20 protein-coding genes are annotated in these 21,710 nt (G+C 56.9%); 7 read left to right on the forward strand and 13 right to left on the reverse strand.

Annotated elements, in window-relative coordinates; all coding sequences use genetic code 11:
• Positions 1-6 precede the first annotated feature (6 nt).
• On the reverse strand, positions 7-303 hold the full coding sequence (locus PHI30_RS05940; RefSeq protein WP_300025241.1) for a cysteine-rich small domain-containing protein: 297 nt from the start codon (positions 301-303) through the stop codon (positions 7-9).
• A gap of 300 nt (positions 304-603) precedes the next feature.
• On the opposite strand from PHI30_RS05940, the gene PHI30_RS05945 reads away from it, so the two are divergent.
• Entirely contained in the window at positions 604-1,644 is a 1,041-nt protein-coding gene (locus PHI30_RS05945; protein ID WP_300025244.1) for a uroporphyrinogen decarboxylase family protein, read from the forward strand.
• Between the two features lie 258 nt (positions 1,645-1,902).
• Here the strand turns inward: PHI30_RS05945 and PHI30_RS05950 are convergent, their stop codons facing one another.
• From PHI30_RS05950 to PHI30_RS05980, 7 genes are all read right to left on the reverse strand, one after another.
• Positions 1,903-2,538 carry a corrinoid protein gene (locus tag PHI30_RS05950; RefSeq protein ID WP_300025247.1) on the reverse strand — a complete coding sequence of 212 codons (636 nt, stop codon included), beginning with the start codon at positions 2,536-2,538 and terminating at the stop codon, positions 1,903-1,905.
• A gap of 57 nt (positions 2,539-2,595) precedes the next feature.
• Positions 2,596-2,742 carry a hypothetical protein gene (locus tag PHI30_RS05955; protein WP_300025249.1) on the reverse strand — a complete coding sequence of 49 codons (147 nt, stop codon included), beginning with the start codon at positions 2,740-2,742 and terminating at the stop codon, positions 2,596-2,598.
• Positions 2,743-2,796: 54 nt separating this feature from the next.
• Positions 2,797-4,068 carry a hypothetical protein gene (locus tag PHI30_RS05960; protein ID WP_300025252.1) on the reverse strand — a complete coding sequence of 424 codons (1,272 nt, stop codon included), beginning with the start codon at positions 4,066-4,068 and terminating at the stop codon, positions 2,797-2,799.
• 73 nt (positions 4,069-4,141) lie between these two features.
• Positions 4,142-5,422: a TRAP transporter large permease gene (locus PHI30_RS05965; protein ID WP_300025255.1), complete on the reverse strand. Its 1,281-nt coding sequence runs from the start codon at positions 5,420-5,422 to the stop codon at positions 4,142-4,144.
• Positions 5,423-5,426: 4 nt separating this feature from the next.
• Positions 5,427-5,939: a TRAP transporter small permease gene (locus tag PHI30_RS05970; protein ID WP_300025258.1), complete on the reverse strand. Its 513-nt coding sequence runs from the start codon at positions 5,937-5,939 to the stop codon at positions 5,427-5,429.
• 148 nt (positions 5,940-6,087) lie between these two features.
• Entirely contained in the window at positions 6,088-7,155 is a 1,068-nt protein-coding gene (locus PHI30_RS05975) for a TRAP transporter substrate-binding protein (protein ID WP_300025261.1), read from the reverse strand.
• Between the two features lie 299 nt (positions 7,156-7,454).
• Entirely contained in the window at positions 7,455-8,522 is a 1,068-nt protein-coding gene (locus tag PHI30_RS05980; RefSeq protein WP_300025264.1) for a TRAP transporter substrate-binding protein, read from the reverse strand.
• A gap of 546 nt (positions 8,523-9,068) precedes the next feature.
• Here PHI30_RS05980 and PHI30_RS05985 point away from each other — a divergent pair.
• Complete coding sequence (locus PHI30_RS05985) at positions 9,069-10,250, forward strand: helix-turn-helix domain-containing protein (RefSeq protein ID WP_300025266.1); 1,182 nt, start codon at positions 9,069-9,071, stop codon at positions 10,248-10,250.
• 241 nt (positions 10,251-10,491) lie between these two features.
• Here the strand turns inward: PHI30_RS05985 and PHI30_RS05990 are convergent, their stop codons facing one another.
• The 5 genes from PHI30_RS05990 to PHI30_RS06010 all read right to left on the reverse strand — a co-directional run bounded on the left by PHI30_RS05990 (position 10,492) and on the right by PHI30_RS06010 (position 16,122).
• Complete coding sequence (locus PHI30_RS05990) at positions 10,492-11,490, reverse strand: GGGtGRT protein (RefSeq protein WP_300025269.1); 999 nt, start codon at positions 11,488-11,490, stop codon at positions 10,492-10,494.
• An 18-nt stretch (positions 11,491-11,508) separates the two neighbouring features.
• The gene (locus PHI30_RS05995) at positions 11,509-12,201 is read right to left on the reverse strand and encodes an iron-sulfur cluster assembly scaffold protein (RefSeq protein ID WP_300025272.1); all 693 of its coding nucleotides are present in this window, start codon (positions 12,199-12,201) and stop codon (positions 11,509-11,511) included.
• 227 nt (positions 12,202-12,428) lie between these two features.
• On the reverse strand, positions 12,429-14,516 hold the full coding sequence (locus PHI30_RS06000; protein ID WP_300025275.1) for a sodium-translocating pyrophosphatase: 2,088 nt from the start codon (positions 14,514-14,516) through the stop codon (positions 12,429-12,431).
• A 212-nt stretch (positions 14,517-14,728) separates the two neighbouring features.
• On the reverse strand, positions 14,729-15,415 hold the full coding sequence (locus PHI30_RS06005) for a hypothetical protein (protein WP_300025278.1): 687 nt from the start codon (positions 15,413-15,415) through the stop codon (positions 14,729-14,731).
• 296 nt (positions 15,416-15,711) lie between these two features.
• The gene (locus PHI30_RS06010; protein WP_300025281.1) at positions 15,712-16,122 is read right to left on the reverse strand and encodes a hypothetical protein; all 411 of its coding nucleotides are present in this window, start codon (positions 16,120-16,122) and stop codon (positions 15,712-15,714) included.
• 45 nt (positions 16,123-16,167) lie between these two features.
• Between PHI30_RS06010 and PHI30_RS06015 the strand changes: the two genes are divergently transcribed.
• From PHI30_RS06015 to PHI30_RS06035, 5 genes are read left to right on the forward strand one after another with little or no spacing between them, the layout of a single operon-like run.
• Positions 16,168-17,034 (forward strand): metallophosphoesterase, encoded by an 867-nt coding sequence (locus PHI30_RS06015; RefSeq protein WP_300025283.1) that lies wholly within the window; start codon positions 16,168-16,170, stop codon positions 17,032-17,034.
• Positions 17,034-18,935, forward strand: a complete 1,902-nt coding sequence (mnmG, locus tag PHI30_RS06020; protein WP_300025303.1) for a tRNA uridine-5-carboxymethylaminomethyl(34) synthesis enzyme MnmG — start codon at positions 17,034-17,036, stop codon at positions 18,933-18,935. The genes PHI30_RS06015 and mnmG overlap by 1 nt, the downstream gene beginning before the upstream one ends.
• Positions 18,932-19,603 (forward strand): cyclase family protein, encoded by a 672-nt coding sequence (locus tag PHI30_RS06025; RefSeq protein ID WP_300025285.1) that lies wholly within the window; start codon positions 18,932-18,934, stop codon positions 19,601-19,603. The genes mnmG and PHI30_RS06025 overlap by 4 nt, the downstream gene beginning before the upstream one ends.
• Before the next feature lie 2 nt (positions 19,604-19,605).
• The gene (locus tag PHI30_RS06030) at positions 19,606-20,928 is read left to right on the forward strand and encodes a MurT ligase domain-containing protein (protein ID WP_367186342.1); all 1,323 of its coding nucleotides are present in this window, start codon (positions 19,606-19,608) and stop codon (positions 20,926-20,928) included.
• A gap of 3 nt (positions 20,929-20,931) precedes the next feature.
• Positions 20,932-21,672, forward strand: coding sequence for a hypothetical protein (locus PHI30_RS06035; RefSeq protein WP_300025291.1), 741 nt, complete (start codon positions 20,932-20,934; stop codon positions 21,670-21,672).
• Positions 21,673-21,710 lie beyond the last annotated feature (38 nt).

The following is a 21,710-nucleotide window of genomic DNA, read 5'->3' on the forward strand; positions in this document are numbered from 1 at the left end:
CATTCTTTATCTGTTCTGTCGCCCCTGCTCGTTCAGCTCCCGAAATTTGTCAATCACCTCGTCGTACCGCTCCTTCCGGTGGGGAAACAGGCACCCGCTGCAATCTTTCGCTCCGTTTTTGAGATACGTGAAATTTCCGCCGCACCGCTCCCCAAAGGTGTACAGCGGGCAATAGCAAAACAGGCAGTTGAAGGTCTCAGGATGCTGCGTTGCGTGGCAGGGAAAGTATTCGCACGACCGATGCTGAAAAAAGGCATACCGCCGCTCATTCGGCGGCTCTTTCGGGGAAAAAGTTTTCTCCATCCTCGCATCCCTTTCACTTTTTGGTATTTGATATGTTCCAAAACGCGCCCTGCGGGCCTGCGGCGGTGGGCATTCGGGCACATCCGCGCCTTCAAAAAGTCCGTCCGGCAGGTCAGGCCGGGACCCGGCAGGCATATTCTCTCATACATTTAAAATTTTTTCCACCGTCCCGTTTAAAACGGCAAAAGTGTCCCAAACAAGCACAACTTCCTACTAAAGAAAACAGCCCGGACATGCTATTCTTTACAGTGTAGAACCTACATGTTTTTCATAATTACCTAATATCAGGAGGAATTGCCTATGAAACGAAACATGGATCAATGGACCAGCGAATTGCTGTCCGCCAAGGTCAAAAAGGCCCTGCCAGTCTTGTCCTTCCCCTCCATTCAACTGCTGGGCGTTACCGTCCGTGACCTGATTTCGGACAGTGATACGCAGGCACGGGGCATGAAGGCGGTTGCTGACCGGACACCCAAGGCCGGCGGTTCCGTCAGTTTGATGGATTTATCCGTTGAGGCGGAATGCTTTGGCGCACCCATTCACATCTCCGATGATGAAGTCCCCACGGTTACCGGCCCCGTCCTGTCTGTGGACGTGGATGAGGATGAACGTATGGAAGCCGCAAAGGCGCTGGAAGTGCCTTCTGTGGGCGCCGGCCGCACACAAATCTATCTTGACGCCATGGAGAAGGCTATGGAGCTTATTACGGATCGTCCGGTTTTTGCCGGGGTCATCGGTCCCTTTTCTCTGGCCGGGCGTTTGATGGATGTGACGGAAACCATGGTCTATTGTTATAGCGAGCCGGACATGGTTCATGTGGTTCTGGAAAAGGCCACTGCGTTTATCATAAAATATATTCTTGCCTATAAGGAGATCGGCGTCAATGGCGTTGTGATTGCCGAACCTCTGGCAGGTCTGCTGTCTCCCGCGCTGGCGCAGGAATTTTCCGGCGACTACTGCAAGCGCATTGTAGAGGCCGTTCGCAGTGAGGATTTCGCCGTTATTTATCACAACTGCGGCAACACCGCCACCATTACCCTGGATTCCATCACTTCCTGCGGCGCAAATGCATACCATTTCGGCAACGCAGTGGATATGGAGGAGCTTTTGGAAAAGCTCCCCGCCGACATTCCGGCCCTGGGCAATGTGGATCCCGCCCGTCAGTTCCGCAACGGAACGCCGTTTTCGGTCCGCAAGGCCACGCTGTCCCTGATGGAGCGCTGCTGCACCCATCCCAACTTTACGATCTCCTCCGGTTGCGACATCCCCCCGCTGTCCAACTGGGCCAATATTGACGCCTTCTTTCAGGCGGTGGATGATTTTTACGCGGAACACAACTGACTCCGCCCGGGAAACGCCACCGGAACCAAGTTTGCAAAAAGAGTATGCCGCCAGCGCCATCCGGCGCTGGCGGCATTGCCTGTAAAAAGCAATGCTGAAGGACCGCCCCTTTCGGGGCGGTCCTTTCGCTTATATTTGCCAAGCTCGGCCTTTTCAGCGGCCTTGTGTGCAGTAATTTCGGCGCTCGGCTCTCCTTTTCAGGCAGGGTCCGCCGCCTTTGGAATTTCTGCGCTCCCATTGGAAAGCGCGGTGAACTCCTTATTTCGTGCAAAACGCAAGCGCCACGCCTGCCGCGCTGGCCGCATCCGCAGTGTAGCTATCCGCGCCGATCTGGTCGCAGTAGTCCTGCGTGATGGGGGCGCCGCCAATCATGACTTTTACCGTGTCACCCAGGTCGGAGGCTTTCACCGCTTCCACCACATTGCGCATTTCGCCCATGGTGGTCGTCAGCAGTGCCGAGCAGGCAATGATCTGGGCATGATGCTCCCGAGCGGCGTCCAGGAAGGTTTCCACAGGCACGTCGACCCCCAGATCCACCACTTTCAGGCCCTTGCCCTCCATCATCATGCGGACGAGGTTTTTGCCGATGTCATGCAGGTCGCCCTTGACTGTGCCGATCACAACGGTTCCCTTTTCCTCAACGCCGGCAGCAACCAGATAGGGGCGCAGAATCTCCGTCCCTTTGCTCATGGCGCGGGCGGCGATCAGCACCTCCGGCACAAAAACCTCATTGTTCTTAAATTTTTCGCCAATCGTATTCATACCGCTGAGGAGTCCCTGCTCCAAAATCTCACCGGCAGGAATGTTTTCATCCAGAGCCTGCTGCACATACTCTTTTACCTTCGGGACCCGTCCCTGCTGCAGCGCAGAGTTGATATCATCTAAAATGCTCACGTTGATGTCCTCCATTTTTGATTTCACAGGCGTTGCGCAACATATTCCTTTATGTATTTATAGTAGCATAAAAACAGGCGGAATATCTTGAAATTTTTTATGTTTTTTTTGAACGATTTTCTCTTCTGAAAAAAGACGCGCCATTTGCCGCGTCTCCTTCCGCCTTCCGTGAAAGCAAGGGATGGAGACCATATCGATCGCCATCCCTTCCCTTCTGTGGAGAGGCCGCGCACGCAGTGGCCGGCCTAAGAAAAAATCTTAGTTATAGTACTTTTCAACCATTTCTCTGGCCATTTCGCTCCACCACCACAGCCGCTGCGGCTCATCGCGCAGTGTGATAATGGTTTTCATATTGATGACCAAATTGGTGTTGTACTTCTGACTCAGCTGAAGAATGTTCTCCATTTCCTTGGTCAAGTGCTCCTTGGCGTCTTCAAAGTTCGGCTGGAACAGATAATTGGAGTTGGGCTTGAAGCAGGCAACGTACTTGCTGCCCAGCGCTTCCAGCGCAGGTTCCGGCTTGCTGAACGGGGAAACAGAGACCATACGCAGATTGGGGAAGGCGTCGATCACATCCAGCATCTTGTGGTCCAGTCTCTCACAGCAGCCATAACCGAATTTACCGAAGAGCTTTGCAAATTCCTTCTCATACGCGAAGCCAAACTCTCTGGACGTGGCGGGAGAGACCGACGTCATGATCTGGTCGGAACAGGCGCCCCAGATGTCCTTGAGCTTGCAGCCGATGCCGCCCTCCGGCGGCGCTGGCAATTCGGTAGTATAGCCGGGGTTGTTATTGAGGATGTTCTCATATCCGTTATTGGAGGAAAGCAGTCCCATCGATTCATACTTCTTGTACCACTCGATACTGCAGTCAATGTAGCGCTTTGCGCAGGCGTGCATCAAGTCAGGGTCCTCGTAAAAGCGCATCATGGCGTCGCCCATACCCATCCACTCCAGAATATCGTCCCAAGGGGCAATATTCCAGTAGCAGCGTCCGTGGAGCCGGACCTTCAGGATTCCGTCGAAGATCTCGTTCATCACGCGCCAACGCTCCTTGGTCTCGGCCTCGTCATGCTCCACCACAGGGGTTTTGATCTTTTCCACATCATCCATGGTGTTGATGAGGGCTTTGAAGTGCACGGTGGCCTGTCCCTGACGGTCTTTGGTCAGGTCAGAATCGTACATGACCAGCTCTCCCCAGCCATTGTCGTGGATTGCACACTCGCATTTGACGGAATCTTCCACCACGTAGTCAAGGGGCATGTGCTTCCAGTTATACAGGCGCATCAACAAATCCGCTTCCACCTTATTCCAAAAGGGATCCTCGATCTGGGTAGTCAGCTCATTGTTGTCATTCAAAACGGCGGCCGGTGTATCGCGGTGATACAATACCGGCTTGGTCATGCGCAAGTCGTTCACGTTGGTCCACAGTGCGATCCGCTCTTTCTGGATGGGAAGCTCCGCAAGCTCGTGGACCTTGCGGCCCAAATCCCGCAGCCGCTCCACGTCCTTTTTCGTGTATTGAATCATTGATTAACCTCCATAGCAATCAAAACGTTTATCCCGCCGCAGTCGCGGCGTCTGCCCAGCTTTGCCGGTGAGATCAGCCCAGCAGCAAATTGGGCAGGAAGGTGGACAGGGTCGGAATGAATACAACCAGCAGCAGCACGGCACATTGGGCGGCCAGCATGGGCATCACATGTTTGACAGTGCTCTGGAGGGAAACTCCCTGAATGGAGGCGGTGGCGGAAAGCAGCGCGCCCACAGGAGGCGTGATTTGCGCAATGCACTCGCAGATGACGACTGCCAGAGCAAACTGGATGGGGTCGATACCGAACGCGTTGGCAATCGGATAGAGCACCGGCGCAAAGATGACGGTGGCGGCATTGGATTCCATGACCATGCCCAGCAGCAGCAAAAACACGACAATGATCAGGAACACCAGAATGGCGCTGTCGGTGAAGGACGCGAAGAAATTGGCGATGGTGCTGGCAAAATTCAAGCGGGCAAGCATATAGCCCATCATATTTGCAAGTCCCATCAGAATCAGAACGGTGGTGGATGTAATGGCAGCCCGGGCGAACAGCTTCGGCAGATCCCGAATCTTGAGGCCCTTGTAGATGAACATGCCGACCAGCAGACCGTACAGGCAGGCCACCATGCCGGCCTCGGAGGGGCTGCAGAAGCCAGCCATCGTGCCGCCAATGATAATGGCGGGCATGAGCAGCGCCCAAATGGATTTGCCGATGATCTTTGCCCGTTCCTTACCGGCAATCTTGGGTCGCAGCGGAATGTTGCGCTTTTTGGCATACCGGTAACAGCAGATCATCAGGCCGATTCCCATCAAAACGCCGGGAATGATACCGGCCATGAACAGCGATGCCACGGAAATACCGGCATAGGAGCTGTACATGATCATCAGGATACTGGGCGGAATAATGGGACCGAGGGTGCCGCCGCAGGCTTGCAGGCCGGCAATGAACTCCGTTTCGTAGCCGTCCTCCTTCATAGCGGGGGAGAGGAGGTTGCTAAATGCCAAAGCGGTGGCCATGGCGGAACCGGAAACAGCGGCGAAGATCATGCAGGACACCACGCACACGTGGCCTAAGCCGCCGCGAATATGCCCGAAGAACGCGCGGGAAAAATCGACGATGCCCTTTGAAATATTGCCGCCCTCCATCAAAAGACCGGAGAGAATGAAAAACGGCACGGCAATCAGCGAAATCGAGTTGATGCCTGCAAAAATGCGCTGCACGGCGCCCACGGCATTGATGCCGTCCACCGCCATGACCACGATACCGGCCGCCGCCATCGCGTGGCCCAGCGGCACTGCAAAGAGCAGCAGGAATAGAAAAATTCCAAAACAAGTTAAAGCCAAACCCATTGGATTACGCCTCCCCCTTCACGGAAACACCCTCTTCTTTTTTCGGGAGGATGTGAAATTTTACGATATTTTTGATTTGTGCAATGGCGCAGAAGCCAAAGCTGACAGGCATGCACAAATAGACATAGCCCAGGGTCCACTGCATGGCGGACGTCATGGATGTCATATTTTTCATGGACATGCTGTACGTAGGGAAGATCAGATAGACCAGGATGGCCAGGGTGATCACATCGCCGATGAGATGGTTGGCGTGCAGAAGCTTCTTCTTTTTGGAGAAGAAAATCTCACTCAGATCCACCACCAGATCGCCCTTGGTGTTAATCAGCCAGGGCGCGCCGGTAAAGGCCATGAATACCATCAGAAAACGGATCAGCTCGTCCGCCCAGATGGAGGGTGCGCCAAAAAGTCTGGTAATGACGCTATACGCGCAAACAAAAAACATGATAAACAGAAACACACCGGAAAGATAGAAAAAGAACTTATAGAATTTTTCTATGAAATCGCAAAATTTTCGCATATTAAATTTCTCCTAATCTTTATGAACCACAGCAACATGGAGTAAAGAGCCTCTTGTAACAAAGAGGGGCGGCGCAGTCCTGTGTATCACCTCACAACCGCTCTGTTAAAATGCTGCCGGAAAGCGCGGCAAACGGATACAAGGCCGATCAAGCCAACGCAAGAATCCGGTTCACCAGCTCTTCGCCGCCGTCAACGGCTGCAAAATAAGCGGGCCACACCTGGCTTTTCATCACGTCGACAATGGGCGCGGTATCGAAGGTGGAGTACTTACAGCCGGCCTCTTCGCACAGCTTGATATACTCGTCGTTCTTTTCCTCCGTCATCTCCAGATTCTGGCCGCTGGCCTCCTTCGCACACTCCATCAGCACGGCCTGTGCCTCCTTGTCCAGAGACTGGAATTTCTCTTCATTGATAAACAAGTCAATGTCGCAGAAAATGTGGTTGGTCTCATTGATGTAATTGAGCTGCTCATACCAGGACATATTGTAAATACCCTGAACCGGGTTCTCAACGCTGTCCACAATTCCAGTTTGCAGCGCCGTATAGACCTCGGAGTTTGCCACAATCGTGGTAGCGCAGCCCAGCGCCTGGAAGGTATTTACATAAATAGAGATATCCGGCACGCGGATTCTGAGGCCCTGGAAATCATCAATTGAGGTAATGGGGGCATTTTTTGTGGCAACCTGACGGAAGCCGCTGGCGCCCACTGCCAGGCATCGGATTCCGCACTGGTCGATCAATTCCTGACACATTTGCGCATAATCATCACTGGCGGCAAAGGCTTTGACATGATCGAAGCTATTGAACAGATACCCCAAAGCCATGACGTCGCCCTTGGAAAAGCCGTTGACGGAGGACATGGAAGGCCAATCGTTGATGGCGACATCCATTGTCCCGACCTTCAGCCCTTCGGCAGACTCGGCCTGGTTGGCGATCTGGCTGGAATAGAACCGGTCAAACGTGATCTTGCCTTCAGACCGCTCTTCCACAAGGTCGCAGAAATTGGCCATGTAAATGGAAGCCAGTTCTTCCTGCGCAACATGAGAGGACGCCATCAGCTTGTACTCTCCACCCGCGTAGCCACTGCCGGAGTTGGTGGAAGCCGCGTCGGCGGGTGCCGTGGACTCGGGGGTCTTTTCTGTCCCAGAACCGCCGCAGGCCACGAGGGAGCACATTAACGTAAGCGCCAAAAAGAAGCTACACACTTTTTTCATCATTTTTTTCTCCATCCTTTCGGTTTATACAGAACCTACATTTGTCACATTTTCTAAAATTAAGAATAATCTACCGCCGACATTTTTTCAATCTTTACAACCCATTTGGGTCAAATCCTTCAAAAAATAAAAATCTAATACAAAAACATATCAAACTGCTATCTTAAACCTTTCGGCCGTGCAGGCGCCCTGCCGCTTCTGTGCGCCGCACTGAGCAGCTCCAGTCCTTGTGGAAAACTGCGCGGCGGTATGGTGTTCATATCGCCGCGCAGTTTTATATTGATCGCGGGAAAACGGAATCAGGCCAGCGCGAGGATGCGGTTGACCAGCTCTTCGCCGCCGTCAACCGACGCAAAGAAGGACGGCCACACCTGATTTTTCATAATGTCAACGATGGGCGCAGTATCAAAGGTATTGTACTCCACGCCCGCGTCGATGCAGTTTTGCAGGAACTCCTCGCTCTTGCTTTCCGCCAGCTCCATATTGACGGCGCTGGCCTCTGCGGCGGCTTCAAGAACCACCGCCTGGGCCTCGGAATCCAGGTTCTGGAAGGAGTCCTCATTCATAAACAGGTCCTGATCGCAGAAAATGTGGTTGGTTTCGTTGATGTAGTCAATCTGCTCATACCAGGACATGTTCCAGATCGTCTGAATGGGGTTTTCAACGCTATCCACGATGCCGGTCTGCAAAGCAGTGTAGACCTCGGAGTTTGCCACGATGGTGGTGGCGCAGCCCAGCGCTTGGAAGGTATTCACGTAGATGGCGATATCAGGCACGCGGATACGCAGGCCCTTAAAATCGTCCACGGAGGTAATGGGTGCATTCTTGGTAGCCACATGACGGAAGCCGCTGGCGCCCATTGCCAGATTGCGGATACCGGTCTGGTCAATCAGCTCCTGCTGCATCTGCTTATAGTCATCGCTGGCAGCAAAAGCCTTCAGGTGATCGTAGCTGCTAAACAGGTAGCCCAGAGATACCACGCTGCCCTTGGTATACCCGTTTACGGACGCCATGCTGCCCCAGTCGTTGAGGGAAACATCGATGGTGCCTACCTTGAGGCCTTCCGCAGACTCGGCCTGATTGGCGATCTGGCTGGAATAGAAGCGGTCAAACGTGATTTTTCCCTCAGACTTCTCCTCCACGCGATCACAGAAATCATCCATGTACATGGAAACCAGATCTTCGGGAGCCATGTGAGAGGAGGCCGTCAGCTTGTACTCTCCGCCTGTGTAGCCGCTGCCGGAGGCGGCGGGTGTCGTGTCGGAGGGAGCTGTGGTCTCAGGAGCTGCGTCCGTTTTGGAACCGCCGCAGGCCGCGAGAGAGGCAATCAGAGCAAGGGCCAAAACGATGCTGAGTATCTTTTTCATACCATTTTCTCCATTCTTTCGGTTTGTTAGCTGTTTGGAACCGGTTCCAGCGCCCCTAGGCACTTTTCTGCCCACCACATCAGATATTCCATCTTACCGATGGAGGGGAGCAGCGAAGGCAGCGGCGCAGGACCCAATACCATTGATCTGTCCAAAATTTAATATGAATTCCAAGAAGAGTCAACTCGTTTTCCGAAACTGGATGAGATTTTCCCAAAAATAAAAATTTAATACAAAGAACGGTCGAAAAAGGTCTAAAATTTTATGGCTAAATACTCCTAAAACAAAAGATTGACTTCAAGATCGGAAACTAATACACTATTCATTGACAAAATAAATAATTTATCCCTATAATTTTACTAAGATACTCGTACGTAATTACAACAGGCTGCGGCAAACCTTCTATTTGGCAGGCGGATAAATTTTGTCGACAGAGCGCGTTTGCCCGTGGTTTTATGCCAGCGCCCCTGTTTGGAAGCCCCGGCGAATTTGAAGGAGCGGGACTCCTATTCAGGCAGCACGAGAGAAACAGAGAAAGGAACCTGCATGGAACTGTCAGAACGCTGTATGCATTTGTGCCGACATATCGAGACGCTCACCGGCATTCACACGACTTTACTGGATGTGGAGGAACGGTCCTTTTTACGGGAGCCCTTCCACATTGGCTGCTCCGCCTGCAATTGCGATGCATACACAACCCATTTATACGGCACCTATGAGGCGGAGCGATGGGGAATGAAATATATCTACTACTGCCCGCGGGGACTGGTATTCATTGCGGCAACTCCCGCCGGAGAGTGGGAGAGCATTCGATACAGCCTGATCGTCGGTCCCGTCATGATGACCAATGACACGGATGACCTTTTTGAGGACCCCATGGGGCAGGCGGAGACTTTGCAGCCGGTCCCCAAATTGACGACGGCTCAAACCCATTCCCTGTGCGAAATGATTGCAGCCGCGGTGGCATCCTTCTCACTGGCAGAGGCGCCGCCGGATGTGGACTCCGGTTCTCAGGCCGCAATGCTCCAGATGATGTACGATTTGACCGGCAAAGAGGGCAGCAGCTATCCCATTGAAAAGGAACGGCTGTTGCAGGAGCATATCCGCGTGGGGGACAAGGAAGCTGCCCAGAACCTGCTCAACGAGCTGTTGGTGCACCTGTACAGTGCCTCTGAAAACAATCTGGAGGAAATCAAGACCCGCATGCGGGAGCTGCTGGTTCTGATGAGTCGGGCCGCCATCGACGGCGGCGCCGACATGGATGAGATCTTTTCCCTTTGCCGCCGCTACGATCAAGAGGCCGGTTCTATGGATGGGATTGAAAAGCTGAATCGCTGGATCGGGCTGATTCTGCACAAATTCGTGAGTTTTGTGTTTGATTTCAGCGATATCAAGCACCGCAACACCATTTACAAGACCACAGCCTACATCAAGGAGCATCTGGCCGAAAAGCTGTCGCTGAATCAGGTGGTGGAGCAGGCCTATTTGTCCAAGTCCTATTTCTGCCGGGTGATAAAAAGCGAGCTGGGCTGCACCTTTACGGAGTACGTCAACCGGCTGCGCATCGAAAAGGCGAAGGAATTGCTGAGCAATACGGCCCTCCCCATTGCGGAGGTCGCCTATTCCGTGGGATTCGACGACCAGAGCTATTTCACCAGAATCTTCAAAAAAAATGTGGGCACAGCGCCGTGTAAGTATCGGGAAGTGCGATTCAAAAATAAAAAATAGGCAAAGTCTCCGACTAAGTTGACCAATTATTTGCATGAAGCAACGAAGCGCGCTTGCTGTCCAAAATAAGCGGAACTCCGCGTCGTTGGTCACCCACTTTGGATTTGGCTTTTCAGGCGCAAGGTTTCATTCCGAAAGATTTGGCTGACAACCTGTTGACAAACTGGCAAAAGCACCCGATTCCAATTGGAATCGGGTGCTTTCATTTGCAGTAAAAAATTTCGGAAAACCGCTGTTTTCCTTACTTCTGGCTCTCAGCAACAGCCACAGCGACGGCCACGGTCGCGCCGACCATGGGGTTGTTGCCCATGCCGAGAAAGCCCATCATCTCCACGTGTGCGGGGACGGAGGAGGAGCCTGCAAACTGGGCGTCGGAGTGCATCCGGCCCATGGTGTCGGTCATGCCGTAGCTGGCAGGTCCGGCAGCCATATTGTCCGGGTGCAGCGTGCGGCCGGTGCCGCCGCCGGAGGCCACGGAGAAGTACTTCTTCCCCTGCTCGATGCACTCTTTTTTATAGGTGCCCGCCACGGGATGCTGGAACCGGGTGGGGTTGGTGGAGTTGCCGGTGATGGAGACGTCCACGCCCTCGTGGTGCATGATGGCCACGCCCTCCCGCACATCGTCCGCGCCAAAGCAGCGCACGTCCGCCCGCTCGCCCTCGGAATAGCGGACTTCCCGGACGATGGTCAGCTCGCTGGTATAATAGTCAAACTGGGTCTGCACATAGGTAAACCCGTTGATGCGGGAGATGATCTGGGCGGCGTCCTTGCCAAGGCCGTTCAAAATCACCCGCAGCGGGGCCTTGCGGGCCTTGTTGGCGTTGCGGACAATGCCGATGGCGCCCTCAGCGGCGGCAAAGGACTCGTGGCCCGCCAAGAAGGCAAAGCACTTGGTCTCGTCCCGCAGCAGCATGGCGCCCAGGTTGCCGTGACCCAAACCCACCTTCCGGTCCTCGGCCACAGAGCCGGGGATGCAGAAGGCCTGAAGGCCGATTCCGATGGCCTCGGCGGCCTCGGCGGCGGTCTTGACGCCGGATTTCAGCGCGATGGCAGCGCCCACGCAGTACGCCCAGCAGGCGTTTTCAAAGCAGATGGGCTGAATCCCCTTCGCGATCTCATAGGGGTCAAAGCCGGCGGCCTTGCAGATCTCGCGGCACTCCTCCACACTGGAAATTCCGTACTGCGTCAGGGCGGAATTGATTTTATCGATTCTTCTTTCGTAGCTTTCAAACAGAGCCATGTTCAATTCCTCCTTCTCTTATTCCTGACGGGGGTCGATGTATTTGGCGGCATTTTCAAACTGGCCGTAGTGTCCCTTGGCCTTTTCCAGTGCCTCGCCTGCATCCACACCCTTTTTGATGCTGTCCATCATCTTGCCCAGATTGATGAACTCATACCCGACGATCTCGTCGTCCTTGTTCAGCGCCACCCGGGTCACATAGCCCTCCGCCATCTCCAGATAGCGGGGTCCCTTGGCCTTGGTGGCAAACATGGTGCCCACCTGGCTTCGCAGGCCCTTGCCCAGATCCTCCAAGGAAGCGCCGACGGGCAATCCGCCCTCGGAAAAGGCCGTCTGGGTCCGCCCGTAAACGATCTGCAAAAACAGCTCCCGCATGGCGGTGTTGATGGCGTCGCACACCAAATCGGTGTTCAGCGCCTCCAGCAGCGTTTTGCCAATCAGGATTTCCGACGCCATGGCGGCGGAGTGGGTCATGCCGGAGCAGCCCAGCGTCTCCACCAGCGCCTCCTCAATGACGCCCTCCTTCACGTTCAGCGTCAGCTTGCAGGCGCCCTGCTGGGGCGCGCACCAGCCCACGCCGTGGGTCAGGCCCGAGATATCCTTGATCTCCTTGGCCTGCACCCATTTCCCCTCCTCAGGGATGGGGGCGGGGCCATGATACGCGCCCTTGGCAACGGGGCACATATTCTGTACTTCGGTAGAGTAGATCATGTTCGCACAATCCTTTCTTCGTATGTATTTTCGGAATGCCGGAATTCTTCACGGCTTCCGCAGGTTTTCCTTGTTAATTATATCGGTAAACGATTACCTTGTCAAGCAACCCGGCACGCTTCCCAATATTATTTTCTTTTTCCGGGCACTGCCTGTTTTGCCTCAAACGGGAAACCGGAAGCGGCACGGCGCCCTCCGCAAAAGCGGAGGGCGCCGGAGGGGTGCTTTTACAGCAGATTCATCAGGTTGAAGGACAAAATCAATCCGGAGAACACGATGGAAACCGTGGAGCACAGCTTGATGAGGATATTCAGGGAGGGGCCGGAGGTATCCTTGAAGGGGTCGCCCACAGTGTCGCCCACCACAGCGGCCTTGTGCTGGGGAGAGCCCTTGCCGCCGTGATGTCCGCCCTCGATATACTTTTTGGCGTTGTCCCATGCGCCGCCGGCGTTGGACATGAACACCGCCATGGCAAACCCGGTGACGGACACGCCGCCCAGCAGCCCCACCACGCCGATGGGACCGAGGACCAGTCCGGTGAGGATGGGCACGACGATGGCCAGCAGGGCGGGCGCCACCATCTCCCGCAGCGCGCCCTTGGTGCAAAGACCCACGCAGGAAGCGTAATCCGGGTCGGCCTTGTATTCCATGATGCCGGGAATCTCCCGGAACTGGCGGCGGACCTCCATCACGATGGACTGGGCCGCCTTTTGCACCGCGCTCATGGTGAAGGCGGAGAACACGAAGGTCAGCATGGCGCCCAGAAACAATCCCACCAGAATCAGCGGGTTGGTGAGGGAGAGGTCCAGCACCTCCTCCGTGCCGCTTTGCACAATGTTCACATAGGAAACCAGCAGCGCCAGCGCCGTCAGGGACGCAGAGCCGATGGCAAAGCCCTTGCCGGTGGCCGCGGTGGTGTTGCCCAGAGAATCCAGCGCGTCGGTGCGCTGACGGACCTCCTCCGGAAGCCCGCTCATCTCCGCGATGCCGCCGGCGTTGTCCGCCACGGGACCGTAAGCATCGGTAGCCAGCGTGATGCCCAGCGTGGAGAGCATGCCCACGGCGGTGATGCCGATGCCGTACAGGCCCAGATTAAAGGAAGCCCTGCCGCCGGCTGCGAAGAAGCTGATAAGCGTCGCCGCCGCCACGATCAGGATGGATACCATGGTGGATTTGAGTCCCAGAGAAATTCCGCCAATGATGATGGTGGCGGAGCCGGTTTCGGAGGCCGCCGCCAGCTCCTGAGTGGGTTTATAGCTGTCGGAGGTGTAATATTCCGTAAAGTACCCAATGGCGCAGCCGCCCACAAGGCCGCAGAGGATCGCCACATAGACGCCCCAGTTGCCCACGGTAAAATACGTCAGGGGAGCCGCCGCCACAGCGGAGAGTGCGGCCGCCAGGTAGGTCCCGGTGCGCAAAGAGCGCAGCAGGGACATCTGATCCGCGTCCTCCTTGGTGCGGACAAAGAAGGAGCCGATGATGGAGCAGACAATGCCCACCGCGGCAAGCAGCAACGGCAGCAGCATACCGGAAAATCCGTACCCGCCCGCCGCGCCCAGCGCGAAAGTCGCCAGAATGGAGCCGACATAGGATTCGTACAGGTCCGCGCCCATACCGGCCACATCGCCCACGTTGTCGCCCACGTTGTCGGCAATGGTGGCGGGGTTCCGGGGGTCATCCTCCGGAATGCCTGCTTCCACCTTGCCCACGAGATCCGCGCCCACGTCGGCAGCCTTGGTGTAAATACCGCCGCCCACACGGGCAAACAGCGCCATAAAGGATGCACCCATGCCGTTCATGACCATAATGTTGCCCAGTTCCAGGGGGTCCGTGATGCCAAAGCCCATGTGCAGGATGAAAAACCACATGGTGACGTCCAGCATGCCAAGGCCCACCACGGTGAAGCCCATGACCGAGCCGGAAGAAAAGGCCACCCGCAGCCCGCGATTCAGGCTTTCCGAGGCCGCCTGCGCCGTCCGCGCGTTGGCGTTGGTTGCGATCTTCATGCCGATGAAACCGGCCAGCATAGAGTAGATTCCGCCGGTGACAAAGGCGAAGGGCGTAAACCGGGAGAGCATCTTTCCGCCGGTTGCAAAGGCGATGAGCAGCAGGATCACAAATACCACGGCAAATACTTTGCACACCGTTGCGTATTGATGCTTGAGATACGCGTTGGCGCCCTCCCGGATATTGGCGGCAATTTTGCGCATCTTTTCGGTACCCTCAGAATAGGCCATCACTTTTCTTGCCTGCGTCCAAGCAAAAATACCCGCGATCAACGCGCCGACAAATCCGATCCAGAACAGGTTTTCCATGTTCGTTCCCCTCCAATATTGGTTTCGTACCATCAGTCTTACTTATTTTAGCACAGACTTATGGTTTTTCAAGCAACATTCCATCGTTAATTGCGCAATCGTACGTACTTTTACGTTTTAGCTAAAAACACCGGTTGTTTTCTTGCATTATCCCCATTGCAGTCTCATTTTAAAAAGGCCGGGACATACGATGTCCCGGCCTTACTCATTTTTTAAAATATCAGGCGAAAATCCGTAAAGACCCATCGGTCGCCGGTAAATACGTAGGGAAAGGACCAGCACTCCAGGCCGGTAACCGTTTCCTGCGTGCTGTCAAGCACTTCCACCGTCACATTGACGGAATACTCTGTGCCGCTGAGCTGTTTCGTCTGGAGCCGGGTGGCGCCCTTGGCGCTATCCCGTCTGCGGCCCACACCGGTCACATACAGCGCTCCGTCGATATCCCGATAGGCCACGCCCTCGCCCTCTCCATCCAGCAAACGCTCGATAATTTCCGGCGAGAACACCCCGCCAAGATAGGTCCGCAGGTCGTCCAGCTCGGTCATTCCCCGGGTGTCTACCCGGCGATAGGCGGTATCGCCCTCCATCACCACCTGCCCCGTGTCCGGCAGCGGCGAGAGGACAAACCAGCCGTATGCCGTCACCGCCCGCTCATAGGCCCCGGCAATTTCATCCTCCGACAGCGGGCGCGGCTCGCTCTCCACCAGCGCGGCGGATAAATTCCCTTCCGTCTGCGTCGGCGCAGGCGCGGCGGCAGTCTCCACGGCGGGGGCCGCTGTCGGCCCGGCAGCAGGAGCCGACCGGGGCTCCTCACTGACCTGCGGAGCCATCTGCGCCGTGTTTGCACAGCCTGAAAGAAGCAGCGCCGCCAGCAGCAGGGGGCATAAAATTCTTTTCATACTCTCTCCTCCTTGAAGGGCCATCCCTTCCCGCTTCAGGAAGCCTCGCAAAAGGATGTTTCTTCCAAGAAGAGCGTATCATATCTCTTCACGAAATTCCACGGTCTTTTTTCTTTTTTTCGACTTTTCTTACTCTTTTTTTAAAGTTTATTAAAAAAACCGCCCGTTTTTACGGGCGGCGGCAATCTGCGCGGCAACCGCGGTGGCGGCTGCCGTTTATTTTTTTCGGTAGTTCCTCTCAGCGGCGAAAAAAGAAAAAACCCACGCCAACCGGGCGTGGTTTCCTTTTCTTTGCTTTACCGCTCGCTGTAAGACCAAACATCATCGTGAAAAATCAGATCATCTACATCTGCTGCGCGAAGCACAGTCCATTCTGTCATATAGTTTCCTCCTTCTTTTGTAATTGAGTTGATTATAGCATGCCTTTTCAAAATACGCAAGAGGTCAATAGTCATATTTAATGAACTTTGTGTTAATTCTTTGTATAGTTTGCCGATTTTCTGTGACTCGTGTGCAAAACGCCCGGAACCCTCGGAATTTCCCCCAAAAGTTAAGCGTTCTTTGTATATTTTTTCTCTCGCTATGCAAATACTTCCTATGATATAATCAATTGATTCTATGAATGCAATCGAATTTCCGCGCCGCGCAGGAGGCGTTCTTTGTGTCAATGCACCGTTTGAAAGACTGCCTGCATTTGCTTTTTTCACGCGCTTCGGCGCGTTTTATTTCGGCGGCAAAGGGGGCCGCCCTCTATGCGAAAACACGCGAAAAGGCATCGCCCGGTCCGGGCGTTTCTGATTTTTCTGCTCTCTGTTATCCTTGTCGGGTGCTTTGTCCGCTGGGACAACACCGCCTTGCAGGTCACTTCCTTTGACCCCGTTTTTTCCCGTCTGCCCACTGGCTTTGACGGCTGCCGGATCGTCGTGCTGGCGGACCTGCACAGCACTTCCTTCGGGGAGGGGAACAAAGCTTTGTTTGAGACGGTCCGCGCCCAGTCCCCGGAATACATCTTTTTGCTGGGCGACCTGCTGGACCGCATGCGGGAGATTCCGCAGGGCTATGCCGCCGCCGTGGCGGACGGACTGAGCGCCATCGCCCCCACCTACTACGTCACCGGCAACCACGAATGGGCCGTGGGCGACGTACCGGCTTTGAAGGAGACCCTGACGGCCCACGGCGTCACCGTGCTCTCCAACCGGTTTGAGGTGCTGGAGCGCGGCGGCGATTCCGTGATTCTATCCGGTATCGACGATCCCAACGGCTACGCCGATCAGAAAACGCCGGAGGAACTCTCTGCCGAGATCTACGCGGAGTGCGGCGACCCCTTTTGGCTTTTGCTGGCCCACCGCAACGATCGGTTTGAAAAGCAATACAGTCTGCTGGGCGCCGATTTGGTGGTGTCCGGTCACGGGCACGGCGGCATCATCCGCCTGCCCTTTACCGACGGGCTGCTCTCCACGGACCGCACCCTGTTTCCCTCCTACACCGCCGGGCTGTATGAGGAAAACGGCTCCGCCCTGTTCGTCACCCGGGGGCTTGGCAATTCCGGCCCTTCGCTCCGGCTGTTCAACCGGCCGGAGGTGGCCGTTTTAACGCTGCACAGAGGTTTACCATCATGATGGAATTTTATGCCGGACAATTTGATATTGCCGTCGTGGGCGCCGGACATGCCGGCATCGAGGCGGCGCTGGCTGCGGCCAGACTGGGACTGGAAACGGTGGTCTTTACCATCAATCTGGACGCCGTGGGCAACCTGCCCTGCAACCCCGCCATCGGCGGCACCGGCAAGGGCCATCTGGTCCGGGAGCTGGACGCGCTGGGCGGGGAGATGGCGAAAGCCGCCGACGAATGCTGCATTCAGTACCGCCTTTTGAACAAGGGCAAAGGCCCCGCGGTATGGAGTCTGCGGGCGCAGGCGGACCGACGCCGGTATCAGGAGCGGATGAAGCACACGCTGGAAAAGCAAGACCACCTCACCGTCCGTCAGGGCGAGGTGATCGCGGTGCGGGCGGAGGCGGGCGCTGTGCGTCAGGTGGTTTTGTCCACCGGCGCGGTGTTTGACGTCCGCGCGGTCATTCTCGCCACCGGCACCTATCTGAGCGGGCGCACCATCGTGGGCGAGTGCGTGGAGGAATCCGGCCCCGACGGGATGCACGCCGCCGTGCGCCTCACCGACTCCCTGCGTTCGCTGGGCCTTCCCCTGCGGCGCTTTAAAACCGGCACGCCGCCACGGGTCAACGCCCGCACGGTGGATTTTGACGAGATGGAGCTTCAGCAGGGGGACGAACAGCCCGAGCCATTCTCCTACGCCACCGTCACGCCGCCGGAAAACCGGGCGGTGTGCTATCTCACCTGGACCACGGAGGAAACGAAGCGCATCGTGCAGGAAAACCTATCCCGCGCGCCCATGTACTCCGGGCTGATTGAGGGCGTCGGCCCCCGGTACTGCCCCTCCTTTGAAACGAAAATCGTCCGCTTTCCGGACAAGCTCCGCCACCAGCTTTTTGTGGAGCCGATGGGGCTGCAAACCGAGGAGCTGTACATTCAGGGACTTTCCTCCTCCATGCCGGAGGAAATCCAGATGCAGATGCTGCACAGCGTGCCGGGCCTTTCCCGAGCGGTGATGACCCGCCCCGCCTACGCCATCGAATACGACTGCATCGACCCGCTGGCCCTGCGCGCCACGCTGGAGTGCAAGGCGGTGTCCGGTCTCTACGGCGCGGGGCAATTCAACGGCTCCTCCGGCTATGAGGAGGCCGCCGTGCAGGGGTTTGTGGCTGGCGTCAACGCCGCCCACAAGCTGCTGGGTAAGCCAAGCTTCATCCTCTCCCGCAGCGAAAGCTACATCGGCACCCTGATCGACGATCTGGTGACCAAGGGCACGGAGGAGCCTTACCGCATTATGACTTCCCGCAGCGAATACCGATTGCTGCTGCGCCAGGACAACGCGGACCGGCGGCTGACTCGCCGGGGCTTCGAGCTTGGCCTTGTCTCCCCGGAGCGGCTGCGCGCCACGGAGGAAAAGTACGCCGCCGTGGAACGGGAGATCAAACGGCTCACCCACACGGGCGTGTGCCCCTCCCCCGCCCTCAGCGCCTTCCTGGCGGAAAAGGGCACCGCCGACGTTGCCGACGGCTGCCCCCTCATTGCGCTGGTGCGGCGTCCCCACGTACACTACGCGGAGCTGTCCCCCTTCGATCCCCAGCGGCCCGCACTGCGCGTGGACATTGCCCAGCAGGTGGAGATTTCCATTAAGTACGAGGGCTATATTCTTCGCCAGCAAAAGCAGGTGGCGGAGTTTCGCCGCATGGAATCCCATCGGCTGCCCCCCGATCTTGACTATCTTACCATGCAGGGTCTGCGTCTGGAGGCCCGGGAAAAGCTCACCGCCATCCGCCCGCTGGATCTGGGACAGGCAGGTCGGATTTCCGGCGTCTCTCCGGCAGATATCGCCGCTTTGATGATTTATCTCGAAAACAAACCCGCTGGCCATTTCAGGCAGGAAGGAACGGAGCAATGATCATTGATCTCACCCATACCATCACCCCCGACATTCCCGCGTATCCCGGTTCCGCCACCCCCACGCTGACCTCCACCGGCTCCCTGACCCGCACCGGGTACCGGGAGACGCGCCTGTCCCTGACCTCCCACACCGGCACCCACATGGACGCCCCCGCCCATCTGCTGCGGGACGGCGCGCCGCTGGAGGTGCTGCCGGTATCTCAGTTTTGCGGGCGCGCCGTGGTGCTGGACGTATCCTCCCTTGCTCCCAACAGCATCATCACAACGGACCTTCTGCGGGAGAAATGCGATCTGATCCGTTCGGCGGATTTCGTTTTGTTTTATACCGGCTGGGAAAAGCGCTGGGGCACGGACGCCTATTTTGCGGACGATTTCCCCGTCCCCGACGAGGCGGCGGCCAAGTATCTGGTCTCCTGCGGACTCAAGGGCGTGGGCACCGACGCGCTGAGCGTGGACACCCTGCGGGACCCCGCCTTTTTGGCCCACAAGGCGCTGCTGGGCGGCGGTCTGGTCATTCTGGAGAACCTATGCCTGAAAAAGGTGGTCTGCCGGAAGGAATTCATGCTCTTTGCTCTGCCACTGAAGTTTCAAAACGCGGACGGCGCGCCGGTGCGCGCTATTGCCGAGTTCCGGGAGTTTTCCGAAAAGGAGATGGAAACGCCGTGAGAATGTTTCTGGCGATTCTGGTATGCAAGCTGGGCAGATTTGTGGGAAAGCTGGTGGGCAAGGGCAGCTCCATGCCCGGTAAATTTGCCCTGAAAATCTGCCCGGACATTCTGCGCCGGGTCCAGATGCCGCCCCACATCATCGCCGTCACCGGCTCCAACGGCAAGACCTCCACCGTGGAAATGATCGCGGCCATCCTCCGGGCGGACGGCCGGAACGTGGTCTACAACGAAGAGGGCTCCAACCAGATTGAGGGCGTCACCACACTGGTCCTCACCCACGCAACGCTGGGCGGACGGGTGAAGGCGGACGTGCTGCTGATCGAGTCCGACGAGCGGTACGCTGCCCACAGCTTCCGTTTCTTCCATCCCACGCAGTTCGTGGTGACCAACCTCTACCGGGACCAGCTCACCCGCAACGGTCACCCCGAGTGGGTCTATGATGCCATTTTGCCCGCCATCCATCCCGAGACAAAGCTCATCCTCAACGCCGACGATCCCCTCTCCAGCTGTTTTGGGGCGGGACACGAAGCGGTGAAGTGGTTTGGCCTAAGCCGCTGCTCCATCTCCTGCGACGCGCCCACCGGCGTGTACCACGACGGGGCCTACTGCCCGTTGTGCCACGCGCCTATGGAATACGATTACGTGCACTATAACCACATCGGGGCCTATCGCTGCACCGGCTGCGGACACTGCAAGCCCTCCACGGACTATACCGCCACCGCCGTGGACCTCACGCGCGGCCTTCTCACCATCGACGGCAGTCTCACCGTGCAGCTGGCCTTTTGCAGCATTTACAATGTCTACAACATTCTCGCCGCCTATGCCGCCTGCCGGGAATGCGGCGTGGCGGCGGAGATCGCCGCAGGCGTCATCGGCAACTATGTGCTCAAAAACGGGCGAATGCAAACCTTCACGCTGGGCGTGCACCACGGCACGCTGCTCACCAGCAAGCATGAAAACTCCATCGCTTACGACACCAATCTCCGCTACATCGCCTCCACGACCGCGCCCTGCACGGTGATGGTGATGGTGGACGCTGTGAGCCGGAAGTATTTCACCAGCGAGACCAGCTGGCTGTGGGACATTGATTTTGACCTGCTTGACTGCCCGCACGTGGAAAAAATCGTGCTCTGCGGCCGCTACTGCAACGATCTTGCGGAGCGATTCTCCTTTACCGGCATTCCGGAGGAGCGCCTGACCGTGGGCGCGGATATTCCGGCGGAATGCGCACGGCTGAAGGCGCAGGGCGACGAGGCGCTGTACGTGGTGACCTGCTTCTCCGACCGGGACAAGCTGCTCTCCCAAGTGGAAAAGGAGGACTGAGCCATGGAGTTGAAGATTTTTCATTTCTACCCGGACCTCATGAGTCTCTACGGAAGCTATGCCAATGTCTCCGTTCTGGCGCGCCGTTTGGAGGCGCTGGGCAACACCGTCACCGTGGAGCGCGTGGCCCCCGGTCAGGCGGCGGAACTCTCCGGCGCAGACTTTCTCTTCATGGGCGCCGGCACAGAGCGTGCCCAAAAGGCCGCTCTGGCGGATTTTGCCCGCTTTGGAGACGCGGTGAAGGACGCCGCGGCAGGCGGAACAGCCATGCTGTTCGCCGGGAACGCCATGGAGCTGCTGGGAAAAACCATCACCGCAGCAGACGGCACGGCGTACCCCGGCATCGCCCTGGCATCGTTCACCTCGTCGCAAGGCCCCCAGCGGTTTGCGGAGGACGTGCTGGGCGTCACAGACCTGTATCCGGAGCCGGTGGTGGGCTTTATCAATAAGTGCGCCACCATCGAGGGCGTGGAAACGCCCCTGCTCTTTGCGCTGTCCCTCGGCTTTGGAAACAGCGGAAAGCGCACCCCCGAGGGATTTCACCAGAACAACGTGTTCGCCTCACAGCTCACCGGCCCCCTGCTGGTGAAAAACCCCCGGATGCTGGATGCGGTGGTCTCCGCCATCTACCGTCAGCGCGGCGAGACCCTTCCCCCCCAGCTGCCGTCGGACCGCTGGGCGGAGGATGGATACGCCATCACCGCGGAGCAGCTGCGCTTGCGGTGCGAACACGCCGGTTCCTAAATCCCGCTTCCTGACAAAAGGACGCCGATGCACTGCAT

Origin of the sequence: Oscillibacter sp. (genome assembly GCF_028693505.1) — a bacterium.
Classification (GTDB): domain Bacteria; phylum Bacillota; class Clostridia; order Oscillospirales; family Oscillospiraceae; genus Oscillibacter.